This is a genomic window from Nonomuraea sp. NPDC050786 (genome assembly GCF_040654115.1).
Lineage (GTDB): Bacteria > Actinomycetota > Actinomycetes > Streptosporangiales > Streptosporangiaceae > Nonomuraea.
Genome location: NZ_JBFAHJ010000026.1, coordinates 14,016 through 35,201 on the forward strand (window position 1 = coordinate 14,016; position 21,186 = coordinate 35,201).

At 69.5% G+C, this 21,186-nt stretch carries 18 protein-coding genes and 1 tRNA gene; 13 read left to right on the forward strand and 6 right to left on the reverse strand.

The window, feature by feature from the left end; genetic code table 11:
• Positions 1-196: 196 nt before the first annotated feature.
• The 4 genes from AB0H84_RS36750 to AB0H84_RS36765 form a co-directional block, all read right to left on the reverse strand.
• Positions 197-1,069 carry an alpha/beta hydrolase gene (locus tag AB0H84_RS36750; protein WP_357615408.1) on the reverse strand — a complete coding sequence of 291 codons (873 nt, stop codon included), beginning with the start codon at positions 1,067-1,069 and terminating at the stop codon, positions 197-199.
• A gap of 68 nt (positions 1,070-1,137) precedes the next feature.
• Positions 1,138-1,557: a hypothetical protein gene (locus tag AB0H84_RS36755; RefSeq protein ID WP_357614986.1), complete on the reverse strand. Its 420-nt coding sequence runs from the start codon at positions 1,555-1,557 to the stop codon at positions 1,138-1,140.
• The gene (locus AB0H84_RS36760) at positions 1,500-2,075 is read right to left on the reverse strand and encodes a hypothetical protein (protein WP_357614989.1); all 576 of its coding nucleotides are present in this window, start codon (positions 2,073-2,075) and stop codon (positions 1,500-1,502) included. Before AB0H84_RS36760 ends, AB0H84_RS36755 begins: the two co-directional genes overlap by 58 nt.
• 2 nt (positions 2,076-2,077) lie before the next feature.
• Positions 2,078-2,626 (reverse strand): hypothetical protein, encoded by a 549-nt coding sequence (locus AB0H84_RS36765; RefSeq protein WP_357615428.1) that lies wholly within the window; start codon positions 2,624-2,626, stop codon positions 2,078-2,080.
• Between AB0H84_RS36765 and AB0H84_RS36770 the strand changes: the two genes are divergently transcribed.
• Positions 2,531-2,890: a hypothetical protein gene (locus tag AB0H84_RS36770; RefSeq protein ID WP_357614992.1), complete on the forward strand. Its 360-nt coding sequence runs from the start codon at positions 2,531-2,533 to the stop codon at positions 2,888-2,890. The two genes, AB0H84_RS36765 and AB0H84_RS36770, sit on opposite strands and share 96 nt — an antisense overlap.
• 332 nt (positions 2,891-3,222) lie before the next feature.
• Here the strand turns inward: AB0H84_RS36770 and AB0H84_RS36775 are convergent.
• A tRNA-Leu gene (locus AB0H84_RS36775) sits at positions 3,223-3,308 on the reverse strand.
• A 342-nt stretch (positions 3,309-3,650) separates the two neighbouring features.
• On the opposite strand from AB0H84_RS36775, the gene AB0H84_RS36780 reads away from it, so the two are divergent.
• Together AB0H84_RS36780 and AB0H84_RS36785 are read left to right on the forward strand one after the other, a co-directional pair.
• Positions 3,651-4,349 (forward strand): hypothetical protein, encoded by a 699-nt coding sequence (locus AB0H84_RS36780; protein ID WP_357614995.1) that lies wholly within the window; start codon positions 3,651-3,653, stop codon positions 4,347-4,349.
• 225 nt (positions 4,350-4,574) lie between these two features.
• Positions 4,575-6,521, forward strand: coding sequence for a chaplin family protein (locus tag AB0H84_RS36785; RefSeq protein WP_357614998.1), 1,947 nt, complete (start codon positions 4,575-4,577; stop codon positions 6,519-6,521).
• A gap of 119 nt (positions 6,522-6,640) precedes the next feature.
• Here the strand turns inward: AB0H84_RS36785 and AB0H84_RS36790 are convergent, their stop codons facing one another.
• A complete protein-coding gene (locus AB0H84_RS36790) occupies positions 6,641-6,826 on the reverse strand; it encodes a DUF5703 family protein (RefSeq protein WP_345000499.1) in 186 nt (61 codons plus the stop codon).
• A 191-nt stretch (positions 6,827-7,017) separates the two neighbouring features.
• On the opposite strand from AB0H84_RS36790, the gene topA reads away from it, so the two are divergent.
• The 10 genes from topA to AB0H84_RS36840 all read left to right on the forward strand — a co-directional run bounded on the left by topA (position 7,018) and on the right by AB0H84_RS36840 (position 21,168).
• Positions 7,018-9,702: a type I DNA topoisomerase gene (topA, locus tag AB0H84_RS36795; RefSeq protein WP_357615001.1), complete on the forward strand. Its 2,685-nt coding sequence runs from the start codon at positions 7,018-7,020 to the stop codon at positions 9,700-9,702.
• Positions 9,703-9,834: 132 nt separating this feature from the next.
• Positions 9,835-11,046, forward strand: coding sequence for a metallophosphoesterase (locus tag AB0H84_RS36800; RefSeq protein WP_357615005.1), 1,212 nt, complete (start codon positions 9,835-9,837; stop codon positions 11,044-11,046).
• 74 nt (positions 11,047-11,120) lie between these two features.
• On the forward strand, positions 11,121-11,669 hold the full coding sequence (locus tag AB0H84_RS36805) for a helix-turn-helix domain-containing protein (RefSeq protein ID WP_357615008.1): 549 nt from the start codon (positions 11,121-11,123) through the stop codon (positions 11,667-11,669).
• A 768-nt stretch (positions 11,670-12,437) separates the two neighbouring features.
• Positions 12,438-14,525 (forward strand): dTMP kinase, encoded by a 2,088-nt coding sequence (gene tmk, locus AB0H84_RS36810; RefSeq protein WP_357615011.1) that lies wholly within the window; start codon positions 12,438-12,440, stop codon positions 14,523-14,525.
• A gap of 302 nt (positions 14,526-14,827) precedes the next feature.
• Positions 14,828-16,000, forward strand: coding sequence for a DNA polymerase III subunit delta' (locus tag AB0H84_RS36815; RefSeq protein ID WP_357615014.1), 1,173 nt, complete (start codon positions 14,828-14,830; stop codon positions 15,998-16,000).
• Positions 16,001-16,061: 61 nt separating this feature from the next.
• Positions 16,062-16,589, forward strand: a complete 528-nt coding sequence (locus tag AB0H84_RS36820) for a SigE family RNA polymerase sigma factor (protein WP_357615016.1) — start codon at positions 16,062-16,064, stop codon at positions 16,587-16,589.
• Positions 16,586-17,623 (forward strand): permease-like cell division protein FtsX, encoded by a 1,038-nt coding sequence (locus AB0H84_RS36825; protein WP_357615019.1) that lies wholly within the window; start codon positions 16,586-16,588, stop codon positions 17,621-17,623. Before AB0H84_RS36820 ends, AB0H84_RS36825 begins: the two co-directional genes overlap by 4 nt.
• Before the next feature lie 91 nt (positions 17,624-17,714).
• Positions 17,715-18,560, forward strand: a complete 846-nt coding sequence (gene ricT / locus AB0H84_RS36830; protein ID WP_357615411.1) for a regulatory iron-sulfur-containing complex subunit RicT — start codon at positions 17,715-17,717, stop codon at positions 18,558-18,560.
• A 158-nt stretch (positions 18,561-18,718) separates the two neighbouring features.
• Entirely contained in the window at positions 18,719-18,895 is a 177-nt protein-coding gene (locus AB0H84_RS36835) for a hypothetical protein (RefSeq protein WP_357615022.1), read from the forward strand.
• Between the two features lie 26 nt (positions 18,896-18,921).
• Complete coding sequence (locus tag AB0H84_RS36840) at positions 18,922-21,168, forward strand: FxsB family cyclophane-forming radical SAM/SPASM peptide maturase (RefSeq protein WP_357615025.1); 2,247 nt, start codon at positions 18,922-18,924, stop codon at positions 21,166-21,168.
• Positions 21,169-21,186: the final 18 nt, after the last annotated feature.

The window sequence follows — 21,186 nt, forward strand, 5'->3', positions numbered from 1 at the left end:
CCGCCTCTGGCTCGACACAAGCGGCGGCGCTCACCGATCACAGGTCAGGAAGGCTCGGTTCGGTGAAGTGACATGGCTCCATGCCGTTCTCCACACCCAGCTCGACTCCCTCCACCGCGAGATCGGCACCGCCTGAACGACGTGGAGAACGGTCGATCAGCTGAGTGTCACCACGGTGATGAGATCGCTGTGGCGGCTATCCCCGCTGGGATGGGTCAGCAGAGAGGAAGACTCTGATCTGGTTGGCGATCAACGGATAGTCGTGGACGAACCAGATGAAGTGACTGTCGGAGTCGCTGAGGATCTGTTCGGCGTGGGGAATACCCGCCGCCAGCGATTGAGCATGAACGAAGGGGACGGCTCCGTCTTTGCGGCTTGCGATGATCAGGGTCGGCTGCGTGACCTGGGAGGTCATGTCAGGGGTGCTGTGGAGATCGTTGAGGAAGCCCCGGCCGGAGCGCATGGTGGAGAACAAGGCGATCAGGGTTGCCCGGTCCTCGTCGCTGAGCGCGGCCAGAACCTTGTCGATCGGTTCGGTGGACAAGCCGCCCAGCATGGTCCGCAACCCAGCGGCCGGGCTTCGGCGCAGCAGCGCGCGCACCGCCGCCCAGGTCGCTTTCTCGACGAGGGCGGAAAAGGCGAGGGGGGCGCCCAGGCGCAGGCGGCGGCCGGGCCAGGGCAGGAACCCAAGGGCACTCTCCAAGATCAACCGTTGCGCGAGTTCGGGGTGGCGTGCAGCCATCGTGACCGCGGTGCGGCCCCCGGCCGATATCCCCACCACGGCAGCGACCTGGTCTATCCCCAGGTGGCGGCACAGTTCACTGGTCGCATCGGCGAAGCCGCCAGGTGAAGTGCCGGTCTGCAGCGGAGTTCTGCCGTAGCCGGGGCGAGAGGGCACCAGCACCGTGTAACCCGCAGCGCTGAAGACCTCTTCGCCCAACGTGAGACCGGCCCGCATGTGCCCGCCGTGGAACACGATGACCGCAGCCTTGCCACGAGGCTCCAGTCGATACTCCATCGGACCCGCCGGCAGGCGTGCAACCGCAGTGGCTCTCTCGAGAGTGGTCATCGTCACCGTGCCCTCCATGTTCCTCGGCCTCCGGGGGTTCATGCGAAGTAGCCCTGGTCGGGCGCCGTTCATGCGATCAACGGCAGAAGCGCGACATAGAGGACCAGCAGAAGGACTGACTCCCTGCGGCTGAGCCGTTTGCCGCGGGCCAGCAGAGCCCAGGTGATCCCGCTGACTCCTGCCATCGCGGCGATGACGGCAGGCGCCATGGTGGGTGGTTCGGTGGTGGTGAACGCGATGATCGCGCCACCGGCGAGGCTGTTGACCAGGTTGCTGCCGAGCAGGTTGCCGACGAGCAGGTCGCTATCACCGCGGCGCTGGGCTTGAATGGAGGTGACCAGTTCGGGCAGTGAGGTCCCGAGCGCGACGAGGGTGAACCCCACCAGGGTCGGTGACACTCCCGCCCGCATGGCGAGTTCGGAGGCGTTGGTCACGAGCAGGTGCGCGCCCAGCAACGTCCCGACCAGAGCGGCGAGCGTGCGTGGCACTTCAACTGCCAGGCGCGGCCGTACGGAGGTGTCCAGGTAGTCCGTGGTCTCCGCGGCGACCACGTCACGGGGAGTGGCGCGGGCGAACGCAGCAGCACCACTACCGCCCCGATCAAGGCCACGGCCAGGACGACGCCCGCCGCCAGGCTGAGCCCGTACAACAGGGTGATCGCGAAGATCGTGACGTCCGCCACCGACAGCGGCGCCTCCCGCCGTAACACCGAGGAGCGGACAGCCAGGGTGGCGGTCAGGCCACCGACGCCTAGGATCAACGTCAGGTTGATGATGTTCGAGCCGACCAGGCTGCTCGCCGCAAGCTCGGCCTGCCCTTGGAGCCCGGCCGTGCCGGCCACGACCAGCTCGGGTGCGCTGGTGCCGAACCCGATCACGACCACGCCCACGACGACGGGCTCCAGCCCGAGGCGTTCTGCCAACCGGCCGGAGCCGAGCACCAGCTGATCCGCGGCGAAGGCCAGCACGGCCAGCCCCAGCACGCTGAGGACGATCAGGAGCGGCACGGTCACTCTCCCCGCAGGTCACGCCGCTGGAAGGCGGCGATCCCGACCAGCGAGAGCGCCGCGGTGACCGCGCCCAGCCACAGCAGCGGGCTCACGTCCAGCGGCCGGCCCAAGGACGGTGGGACGTGCACGAAGGGCGACAGATCCCTGACCCATTCATCCAGTTGGAGCAGCTCGCCAAGTTGGCCGAGCAGGGCGAAGGCCACCAGCGCGGCCCATGCGAGCGCGGTCTGCCGGGGCAGCAGCCCGAACAGCAGCATCGCGATCCCTGCCAGCGTCCACGTGGCGGGCACCTGGACCAGTGCCGCACCCAGCAGGCGTGCAGCCTGACGGGTCGGCTCGCCGACCCGGAAACCGTGCGCCAGTCCGGCCGCCAGCCCGCCTGCAGCGAGAATCAGCGTACTGCCGCCCAACGCCACGGCCAGATGGCCGGCCGTCCAGCGCCATCGGCTGTCGTGGAAGAGATCTTCGCCGCATTCCTGGACGGCTACGGTCTGTTCGCCATCGCCGAGAGACTGACCCGCAATGGAATCCCCAGCCCATCGGCTCACGACCCAGGGCCAGTGGGTGAACGACGCGGCCTACTACTGTTGCCGCTTCCCCGAGGAGTACGCCCTGGCGAATCACGTCATGCATCCCCGCAATGTTTATCTACGAGAGGACCGTGTCGTCCCGCGACTGGACCGCTGGCTCGGCCGGCTGTTCGCTCCCCACAACCTCGACCGGACCTTCGACGTTCTGACGGCCGCACAGGACCTGGCCCGGCCGGAGGCTCAAGCGCTCGCAGTGGCGCGCCGCCAGATCGCCGAGTGTGATCGAAAGCTTGCCCAGCATCGGGCCGCCCTTGAGGCGGGCGCCGACCCGGCGCTGGTCGCCGGGTGGATTCAAGAAGAGCTCGATCGCAAGACCGCGGCCGAGCAACGTCTCCACCGCGCGCACGTACTGCCTCAGAAACGGCTGGGACGAGATCAGCTGGCAGAGATCACGCATAGGCTTGGTGACATGGTGCGAGTCCTCGCGAACGCCGACCCGCTCCGGAAGGCCAAGATCTACGCGGACATCGGACTGCGGCTGATCTACCACTCGTCAAAACAGAAAGTCCTGGTCACGTCTACTCGTGACCAGGACCCCATAGGCGACCGGTTTGTGTCCGAGGGGGGACTTGAACCCCCATGCCCATCACTGGGCACTAGCACCTCAAGCTAGCGCGTCTGCCTATTCCGCCACCCGGACTTGGTGCCTGCACGCGGGACCGTCATCCCGCGTCGGCTCAGTAAGGTTAGCAAACTCTGAAGGGTGCGTCATACCAAGAATCCCCAGGGCCCTCGAAGTGGGTCAGGAACAGGGGCGGTGAGGGCTCCGGATGGGGCTTCGGTGGGGTGCGGCTGGCGTACGGCAGAGGGTGTTGCGGCAGTTGGGGGCGGTTTGCCCGCAGGGGAGTTGGTGAATTTCTGGCTCTCAGGTGAAAAGCCCTTGCGACAACCTTGAGTGCTGCTACGGTTACGGACCGTTGAGGGGTGAGTCCACGGACCGGCCTCATGATGTGAGGCCGGTTCTGGAATTTCGGGAGGTAACGTGGCACGAGCGGTGGTGCGGCGGCTGAGGGCGATGGCCCTCGGTGCGCATCGCCTGCCCGTGACCTACCCGGCACAGGGCGCGACCACCGATCGGGTTGACCGGATGGCGCGGTTCGCGGCCGGTGCCCGTCGGCTCGTCGTGCGGGCGGTCACGGTCGGCTCCCTGGTGGCCGCCGGATGGCTGCTCGCTGTCGTGTTCGGCATGCTCACCGCCGACCCGGCCGCCGCCGAAGTCACGGCGACCGCCGCGACCACGGCCACTGCCGAAGCCAAGGCCGCTGCCGAAACTACGGCGACTGCCGAAGCCAAGGCGACTGCCGAAACTGCGGCGACCGCCCCAGCGATGATGGCGGCGGCCAAGACAGCGGTGAGTGACGCCGCGGCGCTCCAATCCCTCACCGGCCCGGCCCGTGTCTCGGAGTCGGACAACGCCGAGGCCATGGCCGGGCGTACGGTCGACGGGCTCAACAGCCAGCGGGATCCTGGTCTGCCAGCACCATCCACCGCCGGAAAGATCCTGGACACCAATGGTTTGGTGCCCAACGGCGGTGCCGGCGGCCTGTTCGGGGCCGCTGCAGGGGACGTCGCGAGGTCCGTGTTCGACCCGCGGCTGCAGGCTCGGCGCGCCCTCCTGGCGCGTGTGCTGCCCCCCGTTGTCCGCACAGCGGCGGACGACCCCTCCTTCTCTCCTGACTGATCCCCGCCCCTCTGGTGCCGGTCTTCTTCACAGCCGGCCACGAATCACGAAGTAATGCGGCGAAGCGTGGTCTGACACCCCTTCGCCGGCGGGTGAAACACGTCAGTTCAGCTGGTTCGTGACGTTGATCCGAGGTCTCCGCTGTGCGCGAAAGCGCGTACGTCCTCGGCTGCCCGCGAACCGTGTTCAGGTATCCCCCCAAGAAGACCACTAGGAGCATTCATCATGCGTACGTGGGCAAAGGCATCTACTCCTGCGGCCCTCCTCGCGGTGGCCGTCATGTCCTTCGGCAGCGGCACCGCGCTGGCCGACACCTCGGGCGACGGGTCCGTCGGCGGCGGCAACCAGGTCAACCTGCCGATCTCCATCCCCATCGACATCAGCGGCAACTCCGTCGGCGTGGTCGGCTCGTCCCACGCCTCCTCGCAGGGCGGCGCGACGGTCGTCAACCAGGGTGGCAACAACTCCAACCGGACCTCGGGCGACGGCAGCGTGCTCGGCGGCAACCAGGTGAACGCGCCCATCAGCGCCCCCATCAACGCCTGCGGCAACGCCATCTCGCTGATCGGCAGGTCCGACGCGGGCTGCAAGGGCGGCGCCACGGTCCGTAACCAGGGCAAGGGCGGCGCCGGCGGCAACCGCACCTCGGGTGACGGCAGCGTGCTCGGCGGCAACCAGATCACCGCGCCGATCTCCGCCCCCATCAACGTCTGCGGCAATGCGGTGGCGATCTTCGGCGGCGCCGTGGCCGGCTGCAAGGGCGGGGCCAGCGTTCACAACACCGGCGTGGGCGCCGGTGGCAACCGCACCTCGGGCAGGGGGAGCGTGCTCGGCGGCAACCAGGTCATCGCCCCCATCTCCGCGCCGGTGAACATCTGCGGCAACGCCGTGGCGGTGGTCGGCCGGGCGTTCGCGGGCTGCAGGGGCGGCTCGAGCGTGACCAACGGCGGCGGCTCGCACGGCTACCACAAGGTCTCGGGCTCGACCGGCAACGACACCGACGGGCGCTACGCGGTCGGCAGCGGCAACCAGGTCATCGCCCCGATCACCGCGCCGGTGACGGCCTGCGGCAACGCCGTCGGAAACGGCTCCGCCGGATGCAAGGGCGGCGCCAAGGTCGCCAACAGCGGCGGCGGCTCCGGTGCGGGCGGCAACGTCACCTCGGGCCGGGGCGGCGTGCTGAGCGGCAACCAGGTGGTCGCGCCGATCACCGCGCCGATCAACGTCTGCGGCAACGCGGTGGCCGTGCTCGGCCACGCGTTCGCCGGCTGCAAGGGCGGCGCCCGCGTGACGAACGGCGGCAAGGGCGCGGGCGGCAACTACACGTCCGGCCGGGGCGGCGTGCTGAGCGGCAACCAGGTGGTCGCGCCGATCACCGCGCCGATCAACATCTGCGGCAACGCGGCCGCGGTGCTCGGCAGGTCCGAGGCCCACTGCAAGGGCGGTGCCAAGGTCGGCAACACCGGTGGTGGCGGAAACCACACCTCAGGTCGCGGCGGCGTGCTCGCCGGCAACCAGGTCATCGCGCCCATCGCCGTTCCCGTCAACGTCTGCGGCAACGCGGTCGCCGTGCTGGGCGACGCCGCGGCCGGGTGCCTCGGCGGGGCCAACGTCGGCAAGCCGGGGCACGGGTACGGCCACTTCGCCGGCGTCGCCGCGACCAAGGAGGCCAAGCGCGGGGTGCTGCCCATGCTCCCCGCCGTCCCGGCCATGAGCGGCATGCAGGACGTCGCCGGGGTCACCCAGAAGGGCGGGGTCCCGCAGCAGCTGGGCGTGGCCTCGCTCCCGCTGGTCGAGGACGTCGCCGGCACGTTCGGCCTGCCGCAGCTGCCCGAGCTGCCCGGTCTGCCCGCCCAGGCGCAGGCCCCGGCCCAGGCGAAGAAGACCCGCGTCGCCGGCCCGGCTGACGGCGCCCGGCGCCCCGCCGCCCCGGCCGGCGCCGTGTCCGTGCTCCGCCCGGCGACCGACCTGGTGGCCTCCACCCCGGCCGGCGGCGCGGTCACCTCGGCCGCCCGCGGCCTTCCGGTCGGCAGCCTGATGAGCGCCGAGCAGCCCGCCGGCCTCACGGGGATGAACTCGAGCTCCCTGCTGGCCCTCATGCTCGGCTCGATGTTCGCCGCTTCGACCGCGCTGTTCGGGACCGCCCGCCGGTTCCGGTTCGGCCGCAAGTAAGGGAATCAGACAGTACCAATACAAGGTGCGGCAACTGCTCACAGCCTGTGAGTAGCCGGCGATAGACGCTTTGCCCGTTCCGGGGGCGCGGCCTGGGACGGGCAAAGCCATACCCATGTTCAGAGCGTGCTGCGTACCCGCATGACCTTGCGACGTAGCCGTACGTGACGGCTCCCGTCGGGATGCACGCGTACGCGGGCGAGCTCCCACTTGCCGTACTCTGCGTGTTCGGTCAGCAGCTGACGTGCTGCTTCACGAGTGAGATCGCGTGGAATGAAGATATCCATGTAGGAGTAGTCGAGCACAACGATTAGTCTCCAGGGTGAGTCAGGGCGCCATGCCGCTCGATGGGCCTTATTCTGCGTGCTTGTGGGTGGACCCGGAAGGTAGTGGGTAGCCCGCGGGGGAAGGAAATTTCCGCGAGTCGGGTTACCTTTCAGTCTGTGCCGGCTCCCGGCAGGGGGATTTGCAAGCGAACAGCGAGGTAGGAAGCAGCGTGCCAGCCAAGAACGGCAGCGCCGGCGGAACACGCCTGGTCATCGTCGAGTCGCCGGCCAAGGCGAAGACGATCGCCGGGTACCTCGGGCGCGGCTACATCGTCGAATCGAGCATCGGCCACATCCGCGACCTGCCGGAGAAGGCCGACGACATTCCCGAGAAGTACAAGGGCGCTCCGTGGGCGCGGCTCGGGGTCAACGTCGAGCACGAGTTCGAGCCGCTGTACGTCGTCAACCCCGACAAACGGTCGCAGGTCAACAAGCTGCGGCAGCTGCTGAAGGACGCTGACGAGCTCTATCTGGCCACTGACGAGGACCGCGAGGGCGAGGCCATCGCCTGGCACCTGCGCGAGGTGCTCAAGCCCAAGGTCCCCGTGCACCGCATGGTGTTCCACGAGATCACCCCGCAGGCCATCCAGGACGCCGTGGCCAACCCGCGCGACCTCAACCTCCGCCTCGTGGACGCCCAGGAGACGCGGCGCATCCTCGACCGCCTCTACGGCTACGAGGTCAGCCCGGTCCTGTGGAAGAAGGTCAAGCCCCGGCTGTCGGCCGGTCGCGTCCAGTCGGTGGCGACGAGGCTGGTGGTGGAGCGGGAGCGCGAGCGCATGGCGTTCACGCCTGCCCACTACTGGGACCTGCAGGCGCTCTTCGACACCAACAAGGCCGAGGAGCGGCCGCGCGACTTCACGGCGACGCTGACCGGGGTGAACGGCAAGCGGGTGGCGCAGGGCCGCGACTTCGCCAGCACGGGGCAGCTCAAGAACGCCGACGTGCTCCACCTTTCCGAGGCCGCCGCGGGCGAGCTGGCCGGCAGGCTCAGGGGTTCGTCGTTCGCGGTCAGGTCCGTGGAGCGGAAGCCGTACACGCGCAAGCCCTATGCGCCGTTCCGGACGACCACATTGCAGCAGGAGGCCAGCCGGAAGCTGGGGTTCTCCGCGAAATACACGATGCAGGTCGCGCAGCGGCTCTACGAGAACGGCTTCATCACCTACATGCGTACCGACAGCATCACGCTGTCGGAGACCGCCGTGGCGGCCGCGCGGTCACAGGCGATCAAGCTGTACGGCGCCGCGTACGTGCCCGACAAGCCGCGCGTCTACAGCAGCAAGGTCAAGAGCGCGCAGGAGGCGCACGAGGCGATCCGGCCGTCGGGCGAGGAGTTCCGCACGCCGGGCGAGACCGGGCTGTCCGGCGACATGTTCCGCCTGTACGAGCTGATCTGGCAGCGGACGGTCTCCTCGCAGATGAAGGACGCGGTCGGCGAGTCGGTCACGGTCAAGGTGGCCGGCAGGTCGTCGGCGGGCGAGGACGTCGAGTTCAGCGCCTCCGGACGGACGATCACGTTCTACGGGTTCCTCAAGGCGTACGTCGAGGGGGCCGACGATCCCTCGACCGACCGCGACGACTCGGAGAAGCGGCTGCCGAACCTGGCGGAAGGCGACGCGCTCAGCGTGACCAGGCTCGACGTGGCCGGTCACTCGACCAAGCCGCCCGCGCGTTACACCGAGGCGTCGCTGGTCAAGGAGCTGGAGGACCGGGAGATCGGGCGGCCCTCGACGTACGCCTCGATCATCGGGACCATCCTCGACCGCGGCTACGTGTTCAAGAAGGGCACGGCGCTGGTGCCGTCCTTCCTGGCGTTCGCCGTGGTCAACCTGCTCGAGCAGCATTTCGGCAACCTGGTCGACTACGACTTCACGGCCGAGATGGAGAAGGTGCTCGACGACATCGCCAACGACCGGGCGGAGCGGGTGCCGGAGCTGCAGCGCTTCTACTACGGCGCCGACGGCGACGAGGGTCTGAAGGAGATGGTCACCGACCTCGGCGAGATCGACGCCAAGGAGATCAGCTCCTTCCCGGTCAAGGGCTCGGACATCGTGCTGCGGGTCGGTCGCTACGGCCCCTACCTCGACAGGGACGGCGCGCGGGTCAACGTGCCCGAGGACATGACGCCCGACGAGCTGACGGCGGAGAAGGCCGAGGAGCTGTTCTCGCGGCCGACGGGCGACCGGCAGCTGGGGCAGGACCCGGTGACCGGCCACATGATCGTGGCCAAGGACGGCCGGTACGGGCCTTACGTCACGGAGATCCTGCCCGAGGCGCCGGAGGACGAGGCGCCGAAGAAGCGGACGAAGAAGGCCGACGCGCCCAAGCCGCGCACCAGCTCGCTGTTCAAGACGATGTCGCTGGACACCATCACGCTGGAGGACGCGCTCAAGCTGCTGGCGATCCCCAGGCTCGTGGGCGAGCTGGAGGGCGAGGAGGTCGTGGCGCACAACGGGAAGTTCGGCCCGTACCTGAAGAAGGGGACGGACTCCCGGTCGCTGGCCTCGGAAGAAGACCTGCTGACCGTCACGATCGAGCAGGCCAAGGAGCTGTTCGCGCAGCCCAAGACGCGCGGGCGGCGGGCCGCCGCCGCGGCGCCGCTGCGCGAGCTGGGCGACGACCCCAACTCCAAGAAGCCCGTCGTGGTGAAGGAGGGGCGGTTCGGCCCCTACGTGACCGACGGCGAGACGAACGCGTCGCTGCGCAAGGGCGACACGGTCGAGGACATCACGATCGAGCGGGCGGCCGAGCTGCTGGCCGAGCGGCGTGAGCGGGCGCCGGCGCCGAAGAAGACCACCGCCAGGAAGGCGCCGGCGAAGAAGCCCGCGGCGAAGAAGCCGGCGGCCAAGCCGTAGCGCGCGGTCCGCGACTGCCGGGAGGCCGCGACTGCCGGGAGGCCGCGACTCCCGGCGGTGGGGGTCCAGCCGCAGGCAGCCCGCCACTTCCGGGGGCCGCCGGACGCCGCTGCCGGAAGTAGCATCAATGATGTGATCGTGTTGGTGTTCGCGGGCTTGGTCCTGCTTGCGCACTTTTATCTGTGGCATCGGATGGTGCGCTCCACGACCGGCCCGGGGCGCCTCCGTAAGGTGCTGAGCTGGGGCGTGGTGGGCCTGGCCGCCCTCGTCGTGGCGACGTTCGTGGGCAGCCGGATGGAGATCGGCCACTGGCTGGCCTGGCCGGGATACGTCTGGCTGGCCCTGATGTTCTACTTGCTCGTCTTCCTCGTGGTGCTGGAGGTGCCGCGGGCGGTGGCCGCGTTCTTCGTGCGCAGGGCCGAGCGGCGGGCCGCCCCCGAGCCGGAGCCCGTGCCGGTCATGGCGGGCGGCGGGCCGGCGATTCCCGAGCCCGCGCCCGACGCGCCCCCGATGAGCAGGAGGCTCTTCCTCGGGCGGGCCACCGCGACCGTCGCGGGCGTGGGGGCGTTGGGCACGGTCGGGTACGGCATGACGAGCGCACTCGGCGACCCCGTGATCGAACGCGTGAAGGTGGCGCTGCCGAAGCTGGACGCGCGGCTCAGCGGCCTGCGGTTCGCCGTGGTGAGCGACATCCACCTGGGGCCGCTGACGGGCCGGGGGCACACCGAGCGGATCGTCCGCATGATCAACGGGCTCGAGGCCGACGTGGTGGCGATCGTGGGCGATCTGGTGGACGGGTCGGTCGCCCAGCTGGGGGCGCTGGCGCAGCCGCTGAAGAGCCTGGAGTCCCGCTACGGGGCATATTTCGTGACGGGTAACCACGAATACTTCTCTCCCAGCGGGCCCATGGAGTGGATCGAGGAGCTCGACCAGCTCGGTGTGCGCTCGCTGCGGAACGAGCGCGTGGAGATCAGGCACCAGGGCGCCGTGCTCGACCTGGCCGGGGTCAACGACCTCGGCGGCGCGTCCTCGGGAGACGGCCCCGACTTCGACAAGGCGCTGGGCGGCCGGGACACCAGCCGGTCCACCGTGCTGCTCGCGCACCAGCCGGTCCAGGTCGAACAGGCCGCCCGCCACGGCGTCGACCTGCAGCTGTCCGGACACACGCACGGCGGCCAGATCGCGCCGTTCAACCTGGTGGTGGGGCTGCAGCAGCCCGTGGTCTCCGGCCTGGCCACGGTGGACGGGGTGCAGGTCTACGTCACCAGGGGCGCGGGGTTCTGGGGCCCGCCCGTACGCGTCGGGGCGCCGCCGGAGATCACGATGCTGGAGTTGCGGGCCTGACTTTCCGCGATCCGGTAGCCACAGCCTGTCATCGTGGCGTAGAGTATCCAACCGGATACTCATCGGAGGTGGGCATGGTCTCTTCGCCGATGGAGGCGGCGCACGCCGCCTTCTGGGCCGAGCGGGGCGGGCTGCTGTTCAGGCAGGCCAGGCATGCGGCGAGCATGAACCAGCGGGCCCTGGCCAGCGTGAGCGGCACGTCGAGGACGACGCTCTCGGCCTACGAGCACGGCAGGAAGTCGCCGACGCTCGAGACCGCGGGGCGCATTCTCGACGCGGCGGGGTTCCGGCTGGCGCTGGAGCCGAAGGTGGAGTTCACCACTCGGGAGAGCGGTGACGGGCGCCTGTTCCATGTGCCGAGCCGGCTGCCGCGGCTGCCGGTCGCGGCCGCACTTGGGGTGGCGCGACTGCGCGATCGTGACTACGACCTGGCCGACCGGGAGGAGCGTCGGGCGGCGTACGCGCTGCTTCTGTGTGAGGGCGGTCCTCAGGAGCTGCTCGATCACGTGGACGCGGTGCTACTGGCGGAGCTCTGGGATGAGCTGGATCTACCGCCCCATATCCGTGCCGAGTGGCGGCCATTGATGGAAGACGCTCAACATGGGGTCGGAGTCATCACATGATGGCGTTTCCGGGTCCATTCGAGTGTGAGGCCCCACGAGGGGGCGTGCATCACACTCTCTGTCACGAGCCGTCGGAATATCGGTCGGGTCTCTTGCCTGACCGCTTCGGCCGACACTGGATACGCTGAAATCGTCACACGCTCCCCGGTAAGGCCGGGGTCTGCTCCGCGAGAATCGGGGCAGGCCGGAGTGACCAGATCCAGCCACCACCGATAGGGAGGTGACCTTGGTGGCTACGTTGGACACACGTCAGCAGATCCACTCCGCCGTGCTTCCTCAGCGGCGGACCCTGGAATCCGCGCCGGCAGACACCCCCGGAGCAGGAAAGAAACGGGACGCGGACGCCTTCGGGCAGCGGAGTGCCCAACATGGTCGAGGGGAGACCCGCCACGTTTCACCTGGCACGGCGGGCGTCACCCGCGTAAGCGGAGAAGCCGGTCGTGAGACCGCACCCCGCGTGTTCGTCCTGACCGCCGGCGGCACGCCTCCTGACCCGTGCCATCCCGCCCGCGCCCGCAGGCTTCTCGCCGTCCGCACCTCTGGCAGCCATACCGTGCAGACCTCCACCGGCCCCGTCAGGACCTCACACAAGAGGCTGCGCCTGCTCCAGCGAGCTGACGGCTACGCCTGCACGACCAAACAGGAAGCGCACCCGTGCGCCTCTCTGACGACCGTGCGTCTGTTGGCCGGCCGCCATTTCCTTGTTTCGCTTTGCGGTAGTACGTTTCCTCTCCGGCCTGAAGGCCGGAGTATCCACGGAGAGACCCGATGACTGCCTTTGGCCGACGCCAACCCACCCATGTGCTGGCCATTGCGCCGTTTCGACGGCTGTGGACGGCCATGTCGGTCTGCAGTCTGGGCGACTGGCTCAACATCCTGGCCCTGACCGCCCTGGCCGCCAACATCACGCAGGGCGACTACCGCGTGCAGTCGCTCGCCGTCGGCGGCGTGTTCGTCGCCAAGATGCTGCCGGCCGTGCTGCTCGGGCCGCTCGCGGGCGTGTTCGCCGACCGGTTCGACCGGCGGCTGACGATGTTCGTGGCCGATCTGGTCAGGTTCGCCGTGGTGCTGTCGATCCCGCTGATCTACAGCTTCCAGTGGGAGATCAGCTACCAGTGGGTGATCATCGCGACCATCCTGGTCGAGTGCGTCAACCTGTTCTGGGTCCCGGCCAAGGAGGCCACCGTCCCCAACCTGGTGCCCAAGGAGCAGCTGGAGTCGGCCAACCGGCTCAACCTGCTGGTCACGTACGGCACCGCGCCGGTCGCGGCCCTGCTGTTCGCGGCCCTGTCCGTGGTGGGCGACGCGTTCGGGGGCCTGGTGCCGTTCGCGCCCGGCGCGGACGCCACGGGGCTGGCGCTGATCGTCAACGCCTGCGCCTACCTCGTCTCGGCCTTCCTGATCTTCACGCTGCGCGACATCCCCAAGCGCGACGGGGCGATCTCCACGCCCTCCGTCCTCAAGCAGATCGTCGAGGGCTGGCGGTACGTCGGCGGCAACCGGCTGGTGCGCGGGCTGATCATCGGCATGCTGGGGGCGTTCGCCGCGGGCGGGGCCGTGGTCGGGGTCGCGAAGATCTACGTGGGGGCGCTCGGCGGCGGCGACGCGGCCTACGGCGTGGTGTTCGGCGCGGTCTTCTTCGGCATGGCGCTGGGCATGTTCTTCGGGCTCAGGCTGCTCCGCGAGCTGTCGCGGCGGCGGCTGTTCGGCCTGGCCATCACGGTCGCGGGGCTGGTGCTCGTGGCCACCGCGCTGGTGCACAACCTGGTGATCGTGGTCATGCTGACCGTGCTGCTGGGAGCGTGTGCGGGCATCGCCTGGATCATCGGCTACACGTTGATCGGGCTCGAGGTCGAGGACGGGCTGCGCGGCCGTACGTTCTCGTTCCTGCAGTCCACGGCGCGGGTGACGCTGCTGCTGGTGGTCGCCGTGGCCAACCCGCTGGCGGCGATCTTCGGCGTGCACGTGCTGCAGATGGGCGAGTTCGCCTACCGGTTCGACGGCTCAAACCTGGTGCTGGTGATCGGCGGGGCGCTCGCGATGGTCGTGGGCATCCTGGCGCTGCGGCAGATGGACGACAGGAAGGGCATCTCCCTGTCGGCCGACCTGATCGCGTCGGTGCGGGGTGAGCGGTTCCCGGCGGAGGCGGCCGAGCACGTGCCCGGACTGTTCCTGGCGTTCGAGGGCGGCGAGGGGTCGGGCAAGACCACCCAGTCGCGGCTGATCGCCATCTGGCTGCGCGACCAGGGCTACGACGTGGTGCAGACGCGCGAGCCGGGCTCGACCAAGGTGGGGATGCGGCTGCGCGCGATCCTGCTCGACGCGGCCGAACGCGGGCTGTCGGCGCGGGCGGAGGCGCTGCTCTACGCCGCCGACCGGGCCGAGCACGTGGAGAAGGTGATCCGTCCCGCGCTCTACCGGGGCTCGCTCGTGATCACGGACCGCTACGTGGACTCTTCGCTGGCCTACCAGGGAGCGGGGCGGGCGCTCGACCCCCAGGACGTGTCCAAGATCAACGCCTGGGCCACCGGCGGGCTGGTGCCGCATCTGACCGTGCTCATCGACACGCCACCCCAGGTGGGGCTGACCCGGCTGGGCGGGGCCGCCGACCGGATCGAGTCCGAGCCGCTGGAGTTCCACGAGCGGGTGCGCAAGGAGTTCCGTGCGCTGGCCGCGGCGGCGCCCGAGCGTTACCTCGTGGTGGACGGCACGCTGCCGCCCGAGGTGATCACCCATCAGATCCAGGACCGGATCCGCGAGATCCTCCCGGACCCGGTGCCGCAGGAGTCGGAGGACGCCACGGGCACGATGCCGGCCATCACCGACACCATGTTCTCCACGCGTCGGCGCGACTGACCTTCCTGTGTGCCGCCGGAGCGGCCTCGGCGGCACACAGCGCGTGCACGCCCACACCGGCAGGGGCGCGGCGTTTGGGCGGAGGTCCTTCGGAGGAGGGCGCCGCGGCGGTGCCGTTGTGCGGAGTGGGCGCCTGTGGGGGGCATGGTGCCGCCGCATGGGAGTCTGCGCGGCCGCATGGAAGTGCGTGCGGCGAAGGTGAGTGAGGCGGCGTCGTGCCCGAAGCGTGAGTGACGCGGTGGCGCCGTACCGGAGTGTGACTGTGGTGTGGGCGTGAGGCGATCTGCGGCTAGCCTTACGTCGTGGCAGTTTTCGACGACCTCATCGGGCAGGACCAGGCGGTGGCCGTGCTGTCGCGGGCCGCGGCGGCGGCCAAGGAGGTCGTCGAGGGCGGGCGCGGCGCGGGCATGACGCACGCGTGGCTGTTCACCGGTCCGCCGGGCTCGGGCCGGGAGGACGCCGCCCGCGCCTTCGCCGCGGCGCTGCTCTGTCCCGACGGGGGTTGCGGCCACTGCGACCAGTGCCATCAGGTGTTCGTCGGCTCGCACCCTGACCTGGAGTCCGTACGCCCCCAGGGGCTGTCCTACAGCGTCAAGCAGACCCGGGAGCTCATCCTGCGGGCAGCCGGGGCGCCGACGCAGGGGCGGTGGCGGGTCATCCTGTTCGAGGACGCCGACCGGGCCACGGAGTCGGCGGCGAACGCCCTGCTCAAGGCCATCGAGGAGCCGCCGCCCCGTACGGTGTGGCTGCTGTGCGCGCCGGCTCCGGACGACATGATGATCACCATCAGGTCGCGCTGCCGGGTGGTCAACCTGACCACCCCCGCCGCGGAGGCCGTCGCCCACGTGCTGGCCACGCGTGACAGCGTGCCGCCGGAGGTGGCCAGGTTCGCCGCGAGGGCCGCTCAGGGGCACGTGAGCAGGGCGCGGGCGCTCGCGCTCGACGAGGGCGTCAGGCGGCGTCGTGAGGCGGTGCTGAGCATCCCCCGCTCGCTGACCGGGGTGGGAGAGTGCGTCTCGGCGGCCGAGCGGCTGGTGAAGACGGCGGAGGAGGAGGCCGCCGTGGCCACGGCCGCGCTCAACGAGAGCGAGACGGCCGAGCTGCGCAAGCTCTACGGCGAAGGGTCCACGGGCAAGGGGCTCAACCGAGGGCTGGTACGCGGCGGCGCCGGGGCCTTGAAGGAGCTTGAGGACCGGCAGAAATCGCGGGCCACGCGGATCAAGCGCGATTCGCTGGACTCGGCGCTGCTGGAGCTGGTGTCGTTCTATCGGGACGTGCTGGCCATGCAGTTCGGGGCCGGTGTCGAGCTGGCCAATGACGACCTGCGATTCGATCTCGACCAGTTGGCCAAGGCGTCCACGCCGGAGGAGACCTTGCGGCGGATCGACGCGATCATGCAGTGCCGCGAACGGCTGGCGGCGAACGTCAATCCGCAGATGGCCGTCGAGGCGATGATGCTGGCGCTGCGTTCCTGACTCCGCGGAGGGCCGTCGCGTAACGCGAGCAGCAGATGAGGCCGTGAGGCGTCTCTGATACGTGGAAGTCGAACTACTCACCCAACAAGAGGCCCTGGCGCGGCGGCGGGTCGACGTGGCGTCGATCTTCGCCGAGCACCACGTGGGCCTCGTCAGGCTGGCTCTGATCATGGTCGGCGATCAGGCCAGCGCGGAGGACGTCGTTCAGGAGGCGTTCGCGCGCACCCACGCCGGCCGCGGCCGGTTACGCGACGCCGACAAGGCGCTGGCCTACGTCCGCTCCGCGGTGCTCAACGGATGCCGGTCCGTGCTGCGCAGGCGGGCGACGGTGTTCCGGCGCGCGGTGCCGTACGAGCCGCCTGTCTGGTCGGCGGAGAGCGCCGCGCTCATGGGGGAGGAGCGCCGCGAGGTGCTGCTGGCCCTGCGTGACCTGCCGCGCAGGCAGCGCGAGGCACTCACGCTGCGCTACTACTTCGACCTGTCCGACCAGGAGATCGCCGACACCATGGGGATCGGCGCGAGCACGGTCAGGTCCACGATCGCACGAGGGCTGGCGGCCCTCGGCCGGGTGCTTGGGGAGGATTCATGACCAGCCGCGTGGAGGACAGACTGCGCGAGGCCCTCGTCGAGGCGGGGGCGACGGTGGACACCGGAGCGCTCAGACCGTTGCGGGAGCCGCAGGGGCGCCGGTTCCGGGCGGACTTCCGGCTGGTGACGGCGGCGGCGGCGGTCGTGGTGCTCGCGGGGGCGGCGACGGCCGTGTGGCTGGTCGGTTCGGGCGACGAGAACCGTGCGGTGGCGGCCGGCCCCGGGCCTGCTGGGAGCACGGAGGTGGCCGTCTTCCTGTGTACGAAGTCGGCGCAGGAGCCGAAGTGCCAGGGGCGCGACGCCACCCGTGAGGAGAAGGACGCGATCAATCGGACACTGAGCGAGCTGTCGCAGATCAAGGAGATGGTCTTCAGAGAGCAAGGAGATGCTTACCGGGACTTCCGAGCCGCTTTCGCGCACAACAAGGCGGTGCTGGACGCGGTCAAGGCCACTGATGTGCCGAGGTCGTTCTGGCTGAAGCTCAGGGAGGGGGCCGACTGGCGGGATGTGGAGAAGGCGCTTCGGGGGACGTCCGGCGTGCTGGGTGTCGTGCAGCAGGCCCCTCCCTTGGCCGAAACCCGGCAGTCGCTGATCAGCGTGTTCCTCTGTGGCAAGGAGTCCTCCCTGCCCGCCTGCGGCGCCAAGCGCGAGCCTGCGGGGAAGGGCGGCTTCAAGGTGACCAAGGAGGGAAAGGCGGTGACGCTTGCCCAGATGCGTGCGCTCGAGCGAACGATCAAGGCCATGCCGGGGGTCCAGTCGTTGGTCTTCGAGGACAAGACGGCGTCCTATGAGAAGTTCCGGCGCCAGTTCTCGGAGAACAAGGCGCTCCTCCAGGCCACCAAAGTGGAAGACATGCCGGAGGTGTTCCGGCTGACGTTGCAGCCCGAGGCGGATTGGGCTCCGCTGGTCAGCAAGTTGAGGCGACAGCCAGGGGTGGCTACCGTCCAATCTCCGTGCCTTGTCGACCGCGCCGTGTTGATGTCCGCCTACGGGGTGTCGCTCCCGCAGAGCAAGGTGTGCCCGCTCGACAAGTGATCCGGCTCCGCCCTCACTCTCCGCCCGCCGCCCACGTAATGTGGCAGGTACGACCCCTAGGCTGTCAGGAGGCGAGCTCGAGCCCATGGGAATGATCATGGCCGTGAGCTTCACCCGCTACGGGAGGCTCTACTACCTCGATCCCGGCGAGCACAGCCCGAAGGTGGGCGACAAGGTGCTCGTGCCGACAGACTCGGGTCCCGAGGTGGCGGAGTGCGTGTGGGCGCCGCAGTACACGAGTGAGGACATCGACGGGCTGCCGGTGTGCGCGGGCATCGCGGGCGAGGAGCAGCTCGCCCGCGACGAGGCCAACAAGCGGCGCAGGGCCGAGGCGCGCAGCGTGTCCAAGCGGCTGATCAAGCGGCACACGCTGCCGATGAAGGTCGTCGGGATCGACTACCTCGACGAGGAGAACGTCTACACGGTCTACTTCTCGGCCCCGCACCGGGTCGACTTCCGCGCCCTCGTACGCGATCTGGCCCGTAACCTCCGGGCCAGGGTCGAGCTGCGGCAGATCGGGCCGAGGGACGAGGCGCGGCTGCAGGGCGGCATCGGCCCCTGCGGCCGTGACCTGTGCTGTGCCACGTTCCTGAAGGACTTCGAGCCGGTCTCGGTGCGGATGGCCAAGGACCAGGACCTTCCCGTCAACCCCCTGCGGATCGCGGGGGCGTGCGGGCGGCTCATGTGCTGTCTCAAATACGAGCACCCGCTGTATGTCGAGACGCGTTACCGGATGCCCAGAAACGGCAGCCGCGTGAGCACGCCGCAGGGCGACGGGACCGTGGTCGGGCACAACGTGCCCTCCGACACGGTGACGGTGCGCCTGGACGACGGCGGCCGGCGCTGCGCGTGCCCCTCGGCCTCGGTGTGCTCGCCCCGCATCCAGCACGACACGATGTACGGCAAGGAGCAGGAGCCGGGGCACGATCAGGCATGAAGTCGAAGGCTTCTTTCAACCGGACGAGAGCCCTATGACAGCGTGGCCAGAGAAGTTTTAACGGTCCTAATCCTGTACGTCGTGTCGTGTGGGAGTATCTACGAGCGGGCATGACACTAATCCCGTCGGCACCCGAGCACGTACAGGATCGGATGACAATGATCACGGTTGAGGGCGGGGAGCTGGTCTCCGAGGTCAGGGATCTTCGTGACGTTCCCTTTGGCGAAATCGGGGCCCCGGGCGAGCGGATGCTCGAAGATAATCTCCGCCGAATCGTGCCGGACCGTTCCGCGACGCCTACAGTCCCGGTCGCCGCCTTCTCCAACTTCGTCTAGCTTCTAGCCAGGGACGGCTGAGTGGAGTGGTTACTCCTTTCCGGCAGTTCATTGTCAAACTCCACAGTAGATGCGATCTCGCCTGTAACCACTGTTATGTATACGAGCATGCCGATCAGAGCTGGCGTAGCCGTCCCAAGGTCATATCCGCACAAACCGCTGGCCGGGTAGCCGCGCGGATAGCGGAGCACGTGCGGCAGCACGGCGTGGACAGGATCGATGTCGTGCTGCACGGCGGTGAGCCGTTGCTCGCCGGGCACGAGCGCCTGGACGAGGTCGCTCGCGAGCTGCGTGATGCGCTTGACCCGGAGTGTCAGCTCGACCTCCACATCCAGACCAACGGGATCCTGCTCGACGAGCGCTACTGCGATCTGTTCGCCGAGCACGGCATCCAGGTCGGCGTCTCGCTCGACGGCGACAGGGCCGCCAACGACCGCCATCGCCGGTACGCGTCCGGCAGAAGCAGTTACGACCAGGTCATCAGGGCCGTCGAACTGCTCAGGAAACGGCCGGACATCTATGCGGGCCTGCTCTGCACGATCGACGTGGCCAACGAACCGATCACGGTGTACGAGGCGCTGCGGGAGCTCGAGCCGCCCAGAACAGACTTCCTGCTCCCCTACGCCACCTGGGACAGCCCGCCTGAACGGTGGTCCACGACGGCATACGCCGACTGGCTGCTCGCCGTCTTCGAACGCTGGAACGCGGACGGCCGGCCGATGTCCGTGCGCCTGTTCGAGTCGATCATCCGGACGGCGAGGGGCGAGGCGAGCCTGTCGGAGGCGGTCGGGCTCGAGCCGAGCACGATGATCGTCATCGACACCGACGGCTCGTACGAACTCGTCGACTCGCTGAAGGTCGCGTACGACGGCGCCCCGGCGACCGGCTATGACGTCTTCCGACACGCCCTTGACGAGGTCGCCGCCCATCCCGGTGTCCTCGCCAGGCAGGGCGGGCTGGAGAGCCTGTCGGCCACCTGCCGCGCATGCCCCATCGTCGCGAGTTGCGGGGGCGGGCTCTACACGCACAGGTTCCGGGCGGGGTCGTTCGACAATCCCAGCGTCTACTGCGCGGATCTCTTCAAGCTGATCTCTCATGTACGGGACAAGACCGAGCTGCCCGCGCACAAGATCCCCTACGCCACCCTCGACTCGCTCGCGACCGGCTTCGGCGGCGCGGCCGACATCGAGCGGCTGGCGGACGCGCAGCTCAGCCTGCGCCGGGCGCTGATCGCCGCGCTGCGCCCGCATGCCGCCGACGGGGTGTGGGAGCTGCTCACCCGGCTCGACCGGCACCATCGCGAAGCGCTCGAAGCGGTGCTGGCGCATCCGTACGTCCGGGTGTGGGCGGTGGCGTGCCTGGGCGGCGAGGGGGAGGCCACGTACCTGGCGAACATCGCGGCGGCGGCGCTGATCCGCGCGGGCCAGGACGTCACGCTCCAGGTGGCCGTCGAGGGCGGCGCCGTCCATCTGCCGACGGTGGGCACGCTGAAGGGCGCCGACGGGGGCACGGTGACGCTCGTCGCGGAGGCGGGCGACATCAGGATCGAGGGAACGGGACCAGGCCACGGGGCACCGGAGTGGCTTCCGGTGCGGACGGTGGGCTGCGGCGACTTCTCGCTCGTCCTGGAGGACGCCGACCCGCATCGCGACTGCCACCAGTGGCCGCCGGCGGACCGGCTGGACGAGAGCGCGCTGAGCGCGTGGCAGCGGTCGTTCGAGGCGGCGTGGTGCCTCATCGAGAAGGAGTACCCCCAATACGCCCAGGGCCTGCGCGGCGGGCTCACCACGCTGACCCCGCTGGCCTCCGCACCCGCCGGGCGCGATGTGAGCTCCACCGCCCGCCACGCCTTCGGCGCCGTCGCGGCGGCGCTGCCCGGTGACCCCGCGACGCTCGCCCTGCTGCTCATCCACGAGTACCAGCACGTCAAGCTGGGCGCCGTGCTCGACCTGTTCGACCTGTTCGGCAAGGACGACACCCGGCTCTACCACGCGCCCTGGCGTACGGATCCCCGGCCGTTGGAGGGGTTGTTCCAGGGGACGTACGCGCACATCGGGGTGACCGATTTCTGGCGTACGCGGCGAAACGTGGTACGAGGCGCGGCGCAGGTGAAGGCGCAGGAGGAGTTCGCCCGCTGGTGTGGCCATACCCTCGCGGCCACCGGCACGCTGGCCGACAGCCGGGCGCTGACCCCGCTGGGTGAGAGGTTCGTCGCCCGGATGCGGCAGACGGTGGCGGCGTGGCAGGCGGGCGAGGAAGCCCCGTGGTCGTGACCGGCTGAAGGCGGGACC

Bases quoted from the DNA above. Each gene is read 5' to 3' on its own strand.
- AB0H84_RS36835 (WP_357615022.1), top strand. From the start codon at position 18,719: ATGATCACGGTTGAGGGCGGGGAGCTGGTCTCCGAGGTCAGGGATCTT.
- AB0H84_RS36805 (WP_357615008.1), top strand. From the start codon at position 11,121: ATGGTCTCTTCGCCGATGGAGGCGGCGCACGCCGCCTTCTGGGCCGAG.
- AB0H84_RS36785 (WP_357614998.1), top strand. From the start codon at position 4,575: ATGCGTACGTGGGCAAAGGCATCTACTCCTGCGGCCCTCCTCGCGGTG.
- tmk (WP_357615011.1), top strand. From the start codon at position 12,438: ATGACTGCCTTTGGCCGACGCCAACCCACCCATGTGCTGGCCATTGCG.
- ricT (WP_357615411.1), top strand. From the start codon at position 17,715: ATGATCATGGCCGTGAGCTTCACCCGCTACGGGAGGCTCTACTACCTC.
- AB0H84_RS36750 (WP_357615408.1), bottom strand. From the start codon at position 1,069: ATGACCACTCTCGAGAGAGCCACTGCGGTTGCACGCCTGCCGGCGGGT.
- AB0H84_RS36825 (WP_357615019.1), top strand. From the start codon at position 16,586: ATGACCAGCCGCGTGGAGGACAGACTGCGCGAGGCCCTCGTCGAGGCG.